This window comes from Escherichia sp. WS1451, assembly GCF_046487365.1.
In the GTDB taxonomy this organism is placed as follows: domain Bacteria; phylum Pseudomonadota; class Gammaproteobacteria; order Enterobacterales; family Enterobacteriaceae; genus Escherichia; species Escherichia coli.
In genome coordinates this window covers 25,390-41,606 of record NZ_JBJQJP010000030.1, presented here as the reverse complement: position 1 = coordinate 41,606, position 16,217 = coordinate 25,390, and the positions used below count along the sequence as shown (strand labels likewise).

Below are 16,217 nucleotides of genomic sequence, written 5' to 3'. Positions count from 1 at the left end.
CCCGTCCGGTAACGTGATGTCGGTGGGATTGCCCAGGGCGTCACGCTGATATTTTATGCTGCCGTGCACGCTGTGCTCTGCCGTCAGCCAGCCGCTGCGGTCATACGCAAAACGCACCGTGTCCGCCTGCATGTAGTGCAGCCGTTCCCCTTCTTTCGTCGGGGTGAGCGTCACTTCCGTTATCTGGTCAAGACGGTTGTAGCTGAAGGTCCGTGTACTGTGCTGCGTGTCACTGCGCAGCAGGCGGCCCAGCGCATCACGCTCCTGCCGCTCATTACGCACCCCGCCTTCTGTACCCTGCGTCTGGATGATGACCGGGAACCCGCCCGCATTCAGCACAAACATCCGTATCAGACCGTCCGGGCGCTGTTCTCCCGTCAGCCGTCCGTCCGCATCGTGACTGAACCGGTAAAGCGCTCCGTTGCCGTTGCTCAGACTGGCAATCCATCCCTCCGCGGTATAATGCCAGCGCGTCTCCCGTTTCTCTTCATCTACGTGGAGCGCCAGCAGCCCGCGCGGCGTATACTGCCAGGACTGCACACTACCCGTGATGCGACGGTGGCTGCTCAGTAACCCCAGCGCGTTCCAGGTGTAACGGTCCTGCTGTTTACCGGGATGATTTACCGTCTCCGGCAGCCCCAGACGGTTATAGCGGATACGTACCGTTTTCCCTTCCGCGTCCGTCACCGCCGTCAGGTTGCCGCCCTCATCGTATTCATAGTCCGTGGCGCGCCCTGAACAGTCGGTGTAACGCCTCAGCTGGCCGCGCGCATCGTGCACCAGCGCAGCCTCGCCGCCCCGCGCATCCGTGCGGCTGACCGCCAGCCCCTGTTCATCATACCCGTAGCGCGTGATGCGCCCTTCCGGGTCCGTCTCCCGTATTACCTGGCCGTGTTCGTTGTAATCCGCCTTCCATACGTGGTCGTCATCCAGCGCCCGGCGTGTGATTTCAGCAAAGCTGCCGTTCCACTGCGTCTGTGTCACCCGCCCTGCCGCGTCCGTCTCTTTCACCACCCGGCTCAGAGTGTCGTATTCCAGCGTTACCCTGCGTTCGCCGGGGAGTTCCACGGCGACCGGGAAATGGTTTTCGTTGTACGTGAAGCGGTACAGTCCGCCGCCCGGCGTCCGGTGCGCGGTCACATACGTCTCTTCATCAAACCACCACTGCCACTTCTGCTCCGGCCTGCCGGTTACCACCGTCTGCCCGCCCGCAAAATCGTACTGAAAGCGGTAATGCTCGCCGTCGCTGGTCGTGTGTTCCACCACGCGGGGGAAACCTTCAATCTCTTCCCAGCGGTAGGTACAGGTAAAGCCCGTCGCGTTGCGGTGCTCTGTCATCAGGCCATTTTCCCAGGCAAACTGGCGTACCGTCATACCTGCCCCGTTCACCACGCTGGTCAGTTGCCCGTTATCGTCGTAACGATATTCCACCAGGTTGCCGGGACGCCCGCCCTTCACAAGTTCAATATGCGACAGGCGTTCCCCCGCTGGCGTCATCGTGCGGTGCAATAACAGATGGTGTCCGCTGCTGGAGGCTACCCGCACCAGCCTGCCGTTCTCACGCCCGAAAGCAATTCGCTGCCGGTACGGTGTTTCCATAAAAAGTAACGGTGCGACGCCGTGGTCATCAAACTCATCAAACACGTAGTAGCTGCGGTCGGTGTAATGCAGCACATAGCGCCCGTCATGCAGGCGGCTCAGATAAAATTGCTCTTCCGGATCGAATATCTGGTGGCCCGGCGTCAGCATTGCTTTCGGATAACTCAGTTCCCGTCCCTGTACACCGATGAAGGTGATAAATGTTTCATCCTCACGCAGGTTTATCTCCCAGTTCAGCCGCCATCCTCTGCCCAGTAATCCTTCAGTTTCCAGGTGGCTGGCATAGAAGCGCGAACAGGTGACGGGCAGCCGTCCCGGCAGGGTGAAGTCCGTTTCCGGCAGCAGGATTTTTTGCCCGGTAGTGACATCCACTGGGTTGCTGAACAACCCCATAGCGACCTCGGAAACGGCCATCCCGGTTATTTCGCCACCAATAAATTTGGCCGCACATTTGGTGCCGAATTTTGTCCCCTGCTTTGCCGCCTGGCGTGCGGCTCCGGCAAGTCCGCCAACCATTCCGGCAACCACAAACAGCACATCCACCACCTGACGCAGCCAGTCAGGGATTTCCGGGCTGATTTCCAGTACCGTCTGCGTACCGCCGCCGAGAAAGACATTGGGAGAACCGTCCTCAATCACTGCATCACATTCGGTGTGGTCATCCTTACGGGCGGCGGGCTGGCTGTTGATGTAGATATTGCAGGAACCCTGGGCGATACGGATTTCCGGAGAATGGTCTTCGCATATCACCGTACTCAGTACGGCGCGGGCAGCAGGTCGGCTGTTGGTGCTGACATTGGGAGAGCCGGTCAGAATTTTTCCCGCGGTGGAGTGTATCGAGCGCCCGATGGCTTCCCCCAGTTGAAGGACTCCGGACGCTATCTGGTCAGCAAGAAAACCCAGCACCAGACCGGCAAAAAAACCACAGGTAAAAAAGGCAAAGGCGGCAACGGCAATAATGGCAATGCCAATGATAGCCCCAATCAAAAACCCGGCGAGAGCGCTGGTGTGGTAGATAGGGTCATCCACCCGTGCGGCTTCATACATGACAACACCTCCATGTTGTTTTAACTTTTAGCAGGCTGAAAACTGGTCAACCAGGCAGTCCATAGCTGGTCAGAGTGCTCATCAAAAGGACACTGACTGGTCAGCGTCAACACCAGTACCTTTCCGGGCCCGGAGATAAACCCGGCCTGACGCTGGTACACTTCTGTGTTTCCAGAACGATGAGTTGCGAGAATCTGTTCACCTGTCATGGCAGCTTCGCCAGTTCCCGCCAGTGCCGTTCCCCGCGAAAGTACCCGGTGCTGGCCCAGGTTTTTTTTCATCAAGACTATCTGGCGGTCAATATAGGTGGTCAGGTTTTCATCGGGTTTGAGAGTGTCACGGGAAATATTCAGACTGGGGGAGGCCCGCTCATTACTCGCCGGGACGAAAATATTGACGGTACGATCAAGAAAAGTTTCAGGCAGGGTAAAGCAGCCCTCCTGAATATGGTAAAGGCTGGTCATAGAAAAAATTCCTTTTATATTTTTTTATTCAGAAACGTCCGGGGAAGGTAACGGGGCAATATCATTCGCAGTCATGGCTGTGCCGCCATCTGGATTCATATCAATGCCACTGCCAATGAGTTGCATAACATCGCTGGTGTGAAGTAAAAGTTGTTTTCCACAAAACTCAATCGAGCCATCCTTGTGTAATACAAGCGCTGCATTGCCGCAGCGAAGAGTTAATTGATCGCCAACATCCAGACGATAGGTCGTCCCGACATTGATGGTTTGAGCTAGTTTGACGGAAAGACCATCATTTTTTGTGATGGTGGCATTGCGATCTTCTCCCACGCTGATGGTTTCATTTTTGACAATGGTTTTTGTGCGATCGACCATGATCGTGTGGGTTTCATTGTTTTTTACCGTGGTATTCAGGTCTTTTTCCGCATGGAACTTCACCTCTTCCGCACCCGTTTTGTCATCGAAGCGCAGCATGTTTCCGTTAGTCGGCCCTCCCTGCAATGAGTGGCTGAATATCCCACTCTGCGACGCCATGCCCGGCAGCCCCCAGGGCGGCATGGTGTCCTGGTTATAGGTGCGCCCCACGATGATGGGTAAATCCGGGTCGCCGTTTTTGAAATCCACCAGCACTTCCTGACCAATACGCGGGATCTGGATCATGCCGAATCCTTTCCCTGCCCACGGGTAGCTCACTCGGATCCAGCAGGAGCTGTTTTCGTCATTCTTTCCGTAGCGATCCCAGCCAAACTGCACCTTCACCCGGCCATATTTATCCGTCCAGATTTCCTGCCCCGCCGGGCCGGTGACGATGGCGCTCTGCGGGCCTTTAGTGTGGGGTTTGCTCAGCGTTCGCTGCGGGCGGTAGACTTCGCAGGTGGGATGCAGTTCAAACGTGGTGACATAGGTAAAATGCTGATCCTGGCCGCTGTGCTGCGCGTTATCCCGTAAAAATAGCGTGGTCTGTACCAGCAGGTATTCCTGATTGATTTCTGCCGTTGGATGATTAATCAGCGTAAAAGTGTAACCCGTCATGAGGGTGCGGATATTCCCCGCCCCGCCAACCCGGCTGCCGGGGCTGCGCTGCGCTTCCATACGAATGCGCGTCAGCATCTCACCTTCGCCCGTAGTGAAGTAATCACCAGGCCATTCATAATGCTCGTATTCAGCATGACCGGTATCACGCGGACTAGCCACGGTACTTTTAAGCAGCGAACGAGGCTTCATAAAATCAAAATCGTCCATCACCCACTTTCCAGTACGTAGCCTCTCACTGGCCGTAATGGTGTGGATAAATTCCTTGTCCAGTTTCAGCCCTTCCTGGTGCCACTCCACCAGTGGCGAGTCAGGGCACGCTTTATGACCATTGATGGCATCCGCCAGCACCAGCGTATGGTTGTTCTCGCTGTGCTCAAACCACCAGTAAATTCCCCACTCCTGCATCAGGCGCTGGATGAAATCAAAATCCGTTTCACCGTACTGCACCTGCCAGGTGCGGGGCGGATAATTTTCCACCAGCCGCTTTTCCACCGGAAAGGAATATTCATCCAGTACTTCATCGAGAATATCCACCACGGTTTTATTCTGGAATGCTTTGTAGTCGCTGGTATGGGTCAGCAGCTTCAGCCATGGCTCAATGCGTAATTCATACGTTACCGAACGGCCCTCATGGCCGACCACCCTCGCCGCCGTCACCAGCCCGCTGATATACCGTTTTCCGCCACCGTCCAGTTCAATGTTGACGCACAGGTCTTTGCCCACCATCGGCTTGAGCGGCAGGTTTGCGGCGGGGGAGACATATCCGAGGTTCAGGGTATCCGGGGTTTTAAGCTGTACTGTGTAGGAAAACAGGTTTCCAAGCCCTTCCGAACCATTCATGCCTGCAAACAAAAGCAGCTGCGGCGGCACCGCACTACCACTTACTGTGACGTTATGCGCCCCCGGACCACCGGCAGCAAGCGACGCCGCCGCATCCTGAACTGCACCAGCCATATCCGAGATCCCTGCTGCTGCAGCGGCAGCCTGCGCAGCAGCTACTGCGGCTTTAACCAGACCTGACGGTTCCGGCAACGCACCAAACAGGTCCGCCGCTGCCTGTTCTGCCATCTCCTCGGCGGCACCAGATACATCGGTTACGGCTGAATCTGTGCTCATACCGCCACTTTCGCCAGCTATTGGTGGTGTAGTGATGACGGGTCCACTGTTTCCAACTGGTTTATTACCCGTAGAGACAAAACTCATGATATTTGCTCCTTTAATACCGGATTAAAATCTAGCCCCTGGTGGCCAAAAAATATAAGTAATCACTCTCCATTGCCCGTCTTTATAATGAAACCAACATGTCAGATTCAAATCCCCCTGCAAATTCCAGAACATTTCCTTAATAGGAACATTTTGAAATTCAGGATCTGTTATGCGATAAGTTTGATTCAAGCCGATATAATACTCACCAACAAATTTATATCGTGGCCTCACGAACTCATGAGCAGGCGGCCCATATTTCTTCATAAAAAAGATGTCATTACTTCCATCATGTATATCATTTTCTTCATAATATTTGGTGGATTGAGCAACTGCAGAAGGCGAGAAAACATTCACTGTAGTTATGTAAGTTATTGAAAGGAAAATCACTATAATACAGAAAAATTTCATTTGGTTACATTCAATAAAGTAAATTTAGTTTCAGGCATTATGACATTCAACATTATAGTTGCGTTTTTAAGGTATCGTTCCCGAAGCTCCATTCCCACATTCATCAACCCACTAATATCTCCAACATACGGAGACGAAGAATCATAATCATCATCTAAGTAACCAAGTACATGTCCGGCTTCATGAGGCATATTTACTTGCAACGTATTATTACAGTTAATACATTTCGCCACTTTTTCCAGGTCCGCTGAATCAACATGAACCGTACTGTTTTTAAAATCAACATATGTTCTTAAATCAGCACCAGACAAAACATTTGTTGCAATAACCAACCAATCTTCATTCTGAGATGCAGAAATTATTCTTACATCAAAAGGCAAAGCTTTACCCTGAAATTTTTTAGCGAACTCAGATTCACCGGAAACAGAATAAGTTATTTTCCCATTCCATGCCTGCTGAACAGATAAATATATCGCTCGCATAAAAATAGCTTTTTCCCATATAGCCCAGTCATCTGTAACGGTATTATCTTTATACCACTCATACTTCCATCTTATCACAGCCGTAATCGAACCAGTATTTTGATTTAATAAATACGCCCTCCTACCATCCTTATGTATAATGATATCGCCATCAATATTTGTTTTTTCATAGTATTCGGCCAGCAAACTATTCTCATCATATTTAAGCTTGGTCATTTTACTCTCATTAAATACTAATTGTTTGTATCGAAAATATTATCTGGAAAAATATTATTTTATATATTACGAGTATTGCCCCTTCAGCCGCAGCGCATCCACATACCGTCCTTCACTGCAGGGCAAGATTACGAAAGCCCGCCCCGCAAGGACTGACGCGAGGTAGTTTCTGTCCATGGCTGCTTTTATCATCTTACGTCTTAACCCTGCCTTGGTTTCGCCGTACTGCACCTGCCAGGCGCGGGGGGGATAATTTTCCACCAGACGCTTTTCCACCGGAAAGAAATATTCATCCAGTACTTCATCGAGAATATCCACCACGGTTTTGTTCTGGAACGATTTGTAGTCGCTGGTATGGGTCAGCAGTTTCAGCCACGGCTCAAGGCGTAATTCATACGTTACCGAGCGGCCCTCATGGCCCACCACCCGCGCCGCTGTCACCAGCCCGCTGATATGCCGTTTGCCGCCGCCGTCCAGTTCGATACTGACGCACAGGTCTTTGCCCACCATCGGCTTGAGCGGCAGGTTGGCGGCGGGGGAGACATATCCGAGGTTCAGGGTATCCGGGGTTTTAAGCTGTACTGTGTAGGAAAACAGGTTTCCAAGCCCTTCCGAACCATTCATGCCTGCAAACAAAAGCAGCTGCGGCGGCACCGCACTACCACTTACTGTGACGTTATGCGCCCCCGGACCACCGGCAGCAAGCGACGCCGCCGCATCCTGAACTGCACCAGCCATATCCGAGATCCCTGCTGCTGCAGCGGCAGCCTGCGCAGCAGCTACTGCGGCTTTAACCAGACCTGACGGTTCCGGCAACGCACCAAACAGGTCCGCCGCTGCCTGTTCTGCCATCTCCTCGGCGGCACCAGATACATCGGTTACGGCTGAACCTGTGCTCATACCGCCACTTTCGCCAGCTATTGGTGGTGTGGTGATGACGGGTCCACCGTTTCCAGCTGGTTTGTTACCCGTAGATACAAAACTCATGATATTTATTCCTTTAATATCGGATTAGAATTTAGCGCCCGGCTGCCAGAAAAAATAAGAAATAACCCGCCACTGTCCATCTTTATAATGAAAAAAACATGTCAGATTTAAATCCCCCCGCAAATGCCAAAACATTTCTTTGATGGGAATATTTCTGAATTCAGTATTCGTTGAGCGATAGGTGTTTTCAATTTCTATATAATACTCACCGACAAATTTATAACGAGGCTTTATAAATTCATACGCTGGCTGACCATAGTTATTTAATAGAACATTCTCTTCAACTCCATTATACACACCACTCGCATTCAGATAAGCATGCCCAGGAATATCAGACATGCTATTTTTCGCCCCACCCACTATCAAAAAAATTATCACAGCGTATATTAGTTTCATTTTTTTACGCTTTTCACAAAAAAATTAGAACCCGGAACCATTCTATTTAACCGCTCAATGACATTTCTCATATAACGAGAGCGCAGTTCCATACCAATATTCATTAACGCACTGGCGTCCCCGGAGAATGGTGTAGTTGCTTTATCTGCATCATCACTATAGTATTCATCAGCAAGATATCCAATAATATGCCCAAGCTCGTGAGACAGCCCTATTTGCTCATGGCAAACTTTTGATGAGCCAAGACATTTAGCTGCTGCAACTATATCTTTAGAGTCAAGTTCAACGTATCGACTATTCCAGACAATGGAACTCTGTCGAAAACTATTTGGATCATCATTATCAATTTTAAACACCACCACATCCCAATACCCATGACGATCAGTCTGAATTATTTCTATTGAGAAAGATAAATCCTTACCATTAAACTTACTGGCAAACTCAGACTTCCCAGAAACGGATAAAAAAATCTTATTATTCCATGTTTGATTAATGACAAAAATAACTTTCCCATGAAAGGCATTTTTCTCCAAATCTGTCCAGTCAGTTTTTGCATCCCATCTTTTTATCCAATTATATTTCCATCTCAGCAACAATGAGATTGCACCATTTTCACGGTCAATTCTTAAATCTCCCCAGGCATCATTGTCCCTGATATATCGTTTATCCAGCATTAAGTCGTCATAAGCATCGTATGCCTGCTGAATAGCCTCATCATGAGAGTCACCCATGTTCACCTCCTTATATTGCTATATATCCAATAAACCTGAAGATGCTTGCTTACCCACCAACGCAGACGGGACCAAGGGTAGCCTGAAGTCAACAGATAGCAATCAACTTGAAGTTCATGGGGATATTTGTTTCCCCATCTACACGTTTATCGTCATATTTTTGTATAGCTATTCTCAGCATTCGTGGGTAGATTATTTTTTTCCAACCGCAGCGCATCCACATACCGCCCCTCGCTGTTCTGCTGCCACAACCAGCCCTGCCCCTGCTGCGCCTGCGTCAGCATTTTGTCCGGCCAGCCCGGCCACGGCAGGTGGCGCACACCGGGCAGTTCCACTACCGGCACGTCCGGCAGGCCGGTGAGTTCCCGGCTACGCTGCGGTACACGTCGTAAGCCGCGTAGCCACTGCGCCCAGCGCGGCCCCGGTCGCCACATCGCCCAGAGCTGGTCTGTCTGCTCCGCCAGTCGACCGCAGCGTTCTGTCTGTGGTGAGACATGAGCTGCCGTCAACTGCGCCAGCCAGTACAGCCAGCCCTGTGTGTCATCCAGGCTCTCTTCCAGCCATTCCCGCCCGACACGCTGGTAAATCACCAGTGGCCACGGCCTGCCCGTACTGTCACGCGAGGCGGTCAGGACCCCGGTCAGCCACTCATCGCGCCCGCCAATGGGGAGAAATCCCGGCGACAGCACAAAACTCCACGGCAATGGGTGGTGCTCCGGTAGTGCCGTTTTCTCACGTGGTGACAGGTGCATCCAGCCGTCATTTGTTCCGGCCTTCGCAGCATCCGTTCCTTCCGGCAGAACAATATGCCGTCCCTGTCCCAGCCACGTTTGCTGGTTCAGCCACGCCTGCCACACCTGCCCTTCGTTCGCGCTCACTCGCCAGCGCACATAGTCCCGCTGGTCCGGCAGTCTGCCGAACATCGCCGGGGCCGATATCTCTGCCCGGCGCATCACAACGTCCTTACCGGACAGGTGAAGTTTTTCAGCAATTCCCGGTAATACAGAACATAATTCTTCATTTCAATAATAAAGTCAGATATCAGGATTAATTTTCTTCCACAGGAATCAGAGCATTTATAATAAAATCGCTCAGGCATCCCCCCAACAAAGAGAACAGGAATCAGCTTCCAATAAAATTGTTAATTCAGTTCCCAGAACCAGATTTCCTTGCAGCTAAAATAGCAATGTGAATGACATATAGCACCTGTGGTAGAAGGCTCAATAAGATCTATATGACCGCCACCGTAACCCGTAATTTTCCAGAAAAAGACCACTCCTCTTTTATTACTGGTGTCTGTTTTAAATTTTTCTGAGTCACACCAGATAACTGGTCTTCCAAAAACATCAGCTCGGGAAAGCTGATCTGCCAGTAATTTCGCACCGGTTTCTATTTTCTTCCCTTTCCAGTCACCACTTTTGATCGTCAGTCGCCCGTTAAAGCTGACGCCTGATTTAATCAGCGCCAGACTCATACGTGTGGCACAGGTATTTACATAACCAGCATTTTGCTGTTGCAGTGCTTCATAGTTATAACCCACTTCACTGTACAAAACATCACCATCAATCTGAACTGATGAGTAATGGTTTTTTTTAAGTGTGAAAAATGAAGGTTTCATTTATTATTTCCTTTATCACAGGAGTGTTTACTTAGTGCCTCAATAATAATATTTGCAGCCCGTTCATTCAGTTTATCTGACGTTTTTTTTCTGAAATACCAGTAAATAATCTCATCCAGTGTAACTGTTTTAATCGTTTTATAATCGCACCATGTTTTTCTTTCCGTGGCATCTTCTATACCCAAAAGATAGATTTTCGCATTAAGCCTATCCTGCCTGTTATCTGACTGCCAGAAGCGGAAAAAATCATCTCCGTTCAGATCGAACGCGCCAGAGGTCAGGTGTGAAACAGATGAATGCCGGGGAGATTTTTTTTCCGGTGATGCCATATCCGGGCAGGGAAACAGCCTGACCATCGCTTGTTCAATCAGAGTTGAAGCTCGCATATTCATATCGTTAACCGACTGCTGATTAAGATATGTCAGTACCGATGAATAAAGTTCTATTTCATTAATCTTATTATATCCACACCAGGTTTTACTTTCTGTCGCATCACTCACACCAAGGACATACATCAGAACATTTTCTTTTTCCTGTGACGTTCCACGAGCATAAAATGACAAAAATTCCTGCGCACTGAGATTAATATAATCGGGGTCAATAGTTCCTGTGTTTTTTCTGATATCAGCAAAAACATTTCCTGACATGGCATATAACAAAAAAATAATAAAAAAACGCGTATATTGTTGCATATCATGCTTCCAGAATCACGGTAGTAGGATGGTCGCTATAACGTCGGTTTAAGAAAGTTTATAGTTTTGTTGCGTCGTTGCCCTGCCATCTCAGTATATAAGTGACATTAATGGTGCCTTTTTGCTCACCTGGTGCAACGGCCTGTTTTAGCATACAACTCCACGTCAAGACATCCGTGAATGCAGCCTTTAGCATAGTCACATGGGTCCGGTAGTCTGCCAACGATACTGCCGCCGCCCGGCGTATCACAGCGCTCGCTCCGGGCAGGCGAAGCGTTGTAATAGTCCGCGATCCACTGGGTCAAAATCCCGTCCGGCGGTGATTTCCAGTATCACCCGCCGCCCGTCAAAGCTGTACTCCACCTGCTGTGTTCCCCGTACCGCCGTTTCTTGCGCTTTTCCCGCATCCAGCAGGTGAAACAGCGCCCACGGTCCATTAGTCAGCAGCGTCGAGGTGTCCTGGCGGATGCGCGGGCTGGCGGTTATTTCCGCCATTGAGCCGTTGCGCGGACCCGGCCAGTTCACTTTCAGCGGCCTGACCGGGCCGTGAGCGTAACGCAGTACCTGGCCGTCAATGTCAATCACCAGTTCGGTGATGGCCGGGTCCATATCCACGACGCGGACCTGCATCGCCCATGAGAACTTTTTCCCTCCGTCGCCGTTAAAAAACACGCTGCGGATCTGTTTCGCCTCCTGAAACGGCGTCAGGTCTGGACCCTGTAAGGTCATGTTGCCTTCGGTCGGTTTGTAGCGCCACGGGTTGCTGGCGGTATCCGCCAGTGGGGCCAGTTGCTTCGTCCAGAAGGCATCCAGCACGCCGCCGCTGGCAAAGATACGGTTAAAATCGTCCGCGCTGACCTCCTGCGGGCTGTCGGTGAAGGGGTAGCGCCCGTCGATGGCGTCGCGGCACTCATCACCGATCACCGCCTCCATCTGCGCGTTCAGCACTTCACCGGTGCCGGCGTTGATTTTTCGCGTTCCCTGCTGCGTGAGATCCAGCAGAATATTTTTCAGCGGCGCGGGCAGTTTTGCCGCCTCCAGTTGCAGTTTATCCGCCGCAGAAATGCGCCCCGGCAGAGTGCTCGCAGCCAGCGCACTGTCGGCAATAGTGAGCTGGGTGTAGTACTCATTGAGCATCGTCAGCAGCGAATTTAATTGCGGCACGCCGCCGCCCTGCCCGCTGTCCGTCTGCCCGGAAACCACTTCCCGCAGGGCGGCGAAACGGTCATCCACCAGTGATTTTTCCAGCCGCTCTTCCGGGTGAATGTCCTGCAACAGCTTCGCCGTCTGCACCGCTTTTCCCGCATTGCCGGAGAGCCGGTCCTGCGCGCGCTGGGCCATCTGCTTTTGTCTGGCCTGCGCATCCAGCGGCGGCACCAGCGTGGTCTGCTCCACCACCGCTTTACTCAGGCGCATCAGCGGGGAATCCGGCGAGGCCAGAGTACGCAGCACCTGAAGGTCATACGCTAGTCCAGGGCTACCGTCCTCCCCGGCGCTGTTGATGCTGTGAATGCTTGCCAGAAAATCCTGCCATCGGCGAGCATATTCAGCCAGGTACAGACGACGTACCTCACGGGTAACCGGGAGTTCCTGCCCCGGCAACTGGCTCATCACAATATCAGTCGTTTTTTTTTGCGCACTTTCCCGGCCCATCACCCAGGCGTCGTCCGCTGATGCGGCGGCGACAAACTCCGACAGCCGTTTGTCGAACAGTTCCCGGTAGCCTTCGCGGGTGAAGATGCCGGGCACGCCCCTGTCCAGCGGCGCGCCATCCGTGCGGACAAAAACTGTTCCCGCATCCGCGCCCACAGCGCGAACCAGCGAAAACTCCTGCGGTGCTTCGCTCTCCATGGAAGCCAGGGCTCGAGTGTAGATACGCTCAGTGCTGGTATGGCCGTCAAGGAAGGCCCGCGCCTGGCGGATCAGCCCCTCATCTTTTTCCCAGGGCGAATGCACCACGCGGCTGCCGTCAAACAGGGCGTCAATATGCTCCAGCACGGCTGCGCGACCGCCAAACTCCGCTACGCTGTCGCGGTTGTCCAGATCGTTCAGCACCCAGGCGTGGATCTCCGCCGCGTTGTATTTGTCCTCGTGGTCCTTATCGAGGTTCAGCAGCAGATAAACATGCAGGGCGTCATAGGCGGCTTTGCTGTCCTGACGCGCAATCGCATCTGAAAGCACGTATTCCATTCGTTTCACCAGCGGAGGGAGCAGTAGCTGGTCCAGCAGGCGGTCATACAGGGATGCGACACTCTCCATCACCGGCGGGACGCTGTAAAGACCATAACGCCAGGCCAGCGGCGGCGAGTCCGGGTCCAGCCCCGGCCAGGCAGAGAGCGCCCGCGCCTGGTTCAGCAGGGCCGGAACAGGCTGCATAGCAGGTTTTCCGGTATAGGCTTTGACATCACCATCCAGTTGGGTCGTCCGGCTGGCGATTTCATTCAGATAACCGCTGTTACCCTGCTGGCTACCCTGCATTCCCTGCCACAACCAGAAAGCCAGCGCCAATACCAGCAGATGCCCGCCGGTACGCAGCAGGCGATAACGCCAGGCCCATTGAAGATTCGGCTCCACCAGGTGCGCTTCGCGGAAGATAAACTGCGTCAGTAGATCGTGCAGGAAATAGCTGCGGTTGCCGTCCGGCAGGGTATGGGATGGGGAATCCGCCTTCCCTTTGATCGCCCGGACAAAACGCTGCCAGATGCCCGTCTGATCGGCCACCGCGTCTGCCTGCGCCTGCGCGGCACTGGTGAAAAATACGCCGCGCAGGGTGTTGTTAAGCTGGGTAGCATCAAATTTTGAATCGAGGAAAATCTGTTCAATAGCTTCCAGCAGCGGCGCACCCAGCGCGGCAAATTCACGCGGGAAGCGGTAGAGCCGCTGACGGCTTTTAAGGTCATATTCTTCCTGCAACCGGGTATCCAGCCCCTGATCCAGCCGCTGTGTCAGGTTTGCCAGTTCCCGGCCACAGAGCGCATGCAGCGACTGCGGATCGCTGGCGTGACGCCTGCGGCTGTAAGGCAGGGTGAAGCCCCAGACCTGGGCTCGCAGGTGACTGGTCAACCCACGGAAATACTCCGTAAAGCCCGGCAGCAGATCCATCTTGGTGACAACCAGATAGACCGGAAAACGAATGCCCAGCGTCTCCCGCAGTTCCGCCAGCCGCGCACGCAGAGCTGCACAGGCAGCCAGCCGTTCCGCCGGGGACTGCGCGGTCAGATCCGCCACGTTCAGCGTCAGGATCACGCCGTTGAGCGGTGCGCCGGGGCGGTGTTTACGCAGCAGTCCCAGAAACCCCTGCCACTCCCCGGCGTTGCGCTGGGTCGCACTGATTTCGCCACCGTCATCGTGGCGAGCATAGCGCCCGGCGGTGTCAATAAGCACTGCTTCGTTGGTAAACCACCAGTCGCAGTGCAGCGTGCCGCCGCCCGGCACGGTGAGAATATGCGCGGTTTGCTCCATTTGTTCCGCCAGCGGAAACTGTAGCCCGGTGTTAAGCAGCGCGGTGGTTTTACCATCGCCGGGGCTGCCGATAACCATAAACCACGGCAGCTCGTACAGAAAACGCTTACCTTCCAGGACTTTTCGCCAGCCAGGAAGATCCACACGCAGTTGTTTCAGTTGCCGGATGGCGCGGTTGACAATATGGCTGACGGTACGCAGGTCGGCTTTAATTTCCCCCTCCACCGGTACGTCTTCCCCACGCGGATGCAGGAAACGGCGCAGCAGTTGTTCATCCAGACGCAGCGCCCGCCACAGCCGGTACAGGCCATACAGCGCATACGTCAGCAGGATCAGACCGATAAGCGTCAGACGCAGCCACAGCGGCGCAAATGGATGAACATCACCGAGGGACAGCAGGGGTGAAACAAAACCGATGACCAGGCACAGAACCGTCACGCCAATGATGCTCATCGACCAGTTAACCAGCCACAGTGCGAGGAACATCAGTAACAGAACGATGGTGACTACCCGACTTCCCACAGACGCGAGCGGATGCACGGTGTCAAACGCCACCAGCGGCCCGATAAACCAGACCAGCAGCGCCAGTACCGCCACGCCGACAACAGCCAGCGCGCGGCGGGAAAACAGCAGACTGAGAAATTTTTGCATTATTGTTCAGAACTCCACATTGTAATCATCAACAATAAAAGGCCACAAGCTGAAAATGTTTTCCCGATTCAGCACAAAAAAATAGATGGCGATCCGAAACATCACTAAACCTGAAAAATAAAATTTCGCAGCATCATTTTATTTACATCATCACGCAACAACGTTGTCATTATAAGGTTTATGCTCAATATTTTAATTTATATACAAAATCATTCGAGTTGCATCAAGGCGGCAAGCGAGAGGATCCCGAATCATTTATTCCGGTAAGTGACTCGGGTGAACGAGTGCAGTCAACGCAGAGGCAACCTGAAGGATAAGGCGTATACATCAAAATTCTCTGGATAGAATAATATAGCCATTGAATCTTACGGAACACTCATTTTCATTAATAATGCCGGATGCAATAAAAACATCTTTCCCTCTGTCATTGTTAATATAGGTATATTTTGCCACAATAGACTTGGCATGATTTTCATAGTAGCTATCAAAATACGATTTTTCATCTAACATTGCCTTCTTATTTCTGGCTTTGTCCTTCTCATAATCAATCTTAGCCAGAGACTCTGCATAAAACTTAGACACAGGAGAAACATCAAGAACGTCTACCCTTGTTTTATCTCTTAAAATAGTAGAAGAATTTATATTCAAATCACTTTTCATTGCATCAAATAACGACAACTCTATTGAGGCTCCAACCGTAGCGCAACTATCATTTTGTGCATATGAAATTGCAGGTATGCCAGCTAACAGGCAGATTATTACCTTGAACATATTAGTCCTCAACCACTAATATTTTATCAGTACTGGCAGCAATAACCTTGCGATAAGGTAAATCCAGAATTATACAGCCATCAGAGGCTTCTCCTGGATGGGCTGAACTCTCTCCGTGTATCATGAAACCGTCATGCCCGCACATTTGATTTTCGGGGTAAGGCGTGAGCCTCATCGTCCATGCTCTTGTTCTGGCATGAAAAAATGCAGGTCCAATTGTATATGTACCTCTTGGCAATGGTCCCTTATCTCTTACACACTCATTAACAGAGTCATCTTTAAAACCCGGTCTGCCAGAATATCTGGCATTGAACTGATAGCTACCATTTAAATAAAATAAACGTGCATTACTTTTGTATACCCAATGCATTACACAATCTCCTTTTTGTTAAAAAATAATAGTCAGATCAGAACACCATATTTTATTGTTAGTTTTCTGACCTAACCATAGT

General features: G+C 51.6%; 13 protein-coding genes and 2 pseudogenes. All 15 read right to left on the bottom strand.

Translation table 11 applies throughout. From position 1 onward, the window contains the following. On the bottom strand, positions 1-2,646 hold a 2,646-nt coding region (locus tag ACJHX7_RS23900; RefSeq protein WP_410231714.1), incomplete at its 3' end, for a DUF6531 domain-containing protein. A gap of 20 nt (positions 2,647-2,666) precedes the next feature. Continuing rightward, entirely contained in the window at positions 2,667-3,110 is a 444-nt protein-coding gene (locus tag ACJHX7_RS23895; protein ID WP_094030459.1) for a DcrB-related protein, read from the bottom strand. 24 nt (positions 3,111-3,134) lie between these two features. Further along, positions 3,135-5,348, bottom strand: a complete 2,214-nt coding sequence (locus ACJHX7_RS23890; protein ID WP_094030460.1) for a type VI secretion system Vgr family protein — start codon at positions 5,346-5,348, stop codon at positions 3,135-3,137. Between the two features lie 24 nt (positions 5,349-5,372). Then, positions 5,373-5,759 (bottom strand): hypothetical protein, encoded by a 387-nt coding sequence (locus tag ACJHX7_RS23885; protein WP_094030461.1) that lies wholly within the window; start codon positions 5,757-5,759, stop codon positions 5,373-5,375. Continuing rightward, a complete protein-coding gene (locus ACJHX7_RS23880; protein ID WP_172837113.1) occupies positions 5,756-6,457 on the bottom strand; it encodes a hypothetical protein in 702 nt (233 codons plus the stop codon). The genes ACJHX7_RS23885 and ACJHX7_RS23880 overlap by 4 nt, the downstream gene beginning before the upstream one ends. Before the next feature lie 141 nt (positions 6,458-6,598). Next, positions 6,599-6,670, bottom strand: a pseudogene (locus ACJHX7_RS23875) (hypothetical protein); the annotation flags it as partial. Further along, positions 6,671-7,444: pseudogene (locus ACJHX7_RS23870) on the bottom strand (phage late control D family protein); the annotation flags it as partial. Positions 7,445-7,468: 24 nt separating this feature from the next. Further along, the gene (locus tag ACJHX7_RS23865) at positions 7,469-7,840 is read right to left on the bottom strand and encodes a hypothetical protein (protein ID WP_052431198.1); all 372 of its coding nucleotides are present in this window, start codon (positions 7,838-7,840) and stop codon (positions 7,469-7,471) included. Then, on the bottom strand, positions 7,837-8,571 hold the full coding sequence (locus ACJHX7_RS23860) for a hypothetical protein (protein WP_042106403.1): 735 nt from the start codon (positions 8,569-8,571) through the stop codon (positions 7,837-7,839). Before ACJHX7_RS23860 ends, ACJHX7_RS23865 begins: the two co-directional genes overlap by 4 nt. Positions 8,572-8,723: 152 nt before the next feature. Then, positions 8,724-9,524 carry a TagF domain-containing protein gene (locus tag ACJHX7_RS23855; RefSeq protein ID WP_094030462.1) on the bottom strand — a complete coding sequence of 267 codons (801 nt, stop codon included), beginning with the start codon at positions 9,522-9,524 and terminating at the stop codon, positions 8,724-8,726. Between the two features lie 188 nt (positions 9,525-9,712). Further along, positions 9,713-10,189 (bottom strand): T6SS effector amidase Tae4 family protein, encoded by a 477-nt coding sequence (locus ACJHX7_RS23850; protein ID WP_042106405.1) that lies wholly within the window; start codon positions 10,187-10,189, stop codon positions 9,713-9,715. Further along, positions 10,186-10,881, bottom strand: coding sequence for a Rap1a/Tai family immunity protein (locus tag ACJHX7_RS23845; RefSeq protein ID WP_094030463.1), 696 nt, complete (start codon positions 10,879-10,881; stop codon positions 10,186-10,188). Before ACJHX7_RS23845 ends, ACJHX7_RS23850 begins: the two co-directional genes overlap by 4 nt. A gap of 246 nt (positions 10,882-11,127) precedes the next feature. Beyond that, complete coding sequence (tssM, locus tag ACJHX7_RS23840; protein ID WP_062864333.1) at positions 11,128-14,994, bottom strand: type VI secretion system membrane subunit TssM; 3,867 nt, start codon at positions 14,992-14,994, stop codon at positions 11,128-11,130. A 327-nt stretch (positions 14,995-15,321) separates the two neighbouring features. Further along, positions 15,322-15,765 carry a hypothetical protein gene (locus tag ACJHX7_RS23835; protein WP_042106309.1) on the bottom strand — a complete coding sequence of 148 codons (444 nt, stop codon included), beginning with the start codon at positions 15,763-15,765 and terminating at the stop codon, positions 15,322-15,324. 1 nt (position 15,766) lies between these two features. Next, positions 15,767-16,135 (bottom strand): tlde1 domain-containing protein, encoded by a 369-nt coding sequence (locus ACJHX7_RS23830; protein ID WP_094030465.1) that lies wholly within the window; start codon positions 16,133-16,135, stop codon positions 15,767-15,769. Positions 16,136-16,217: the final 82 nt, after the last annotated feature.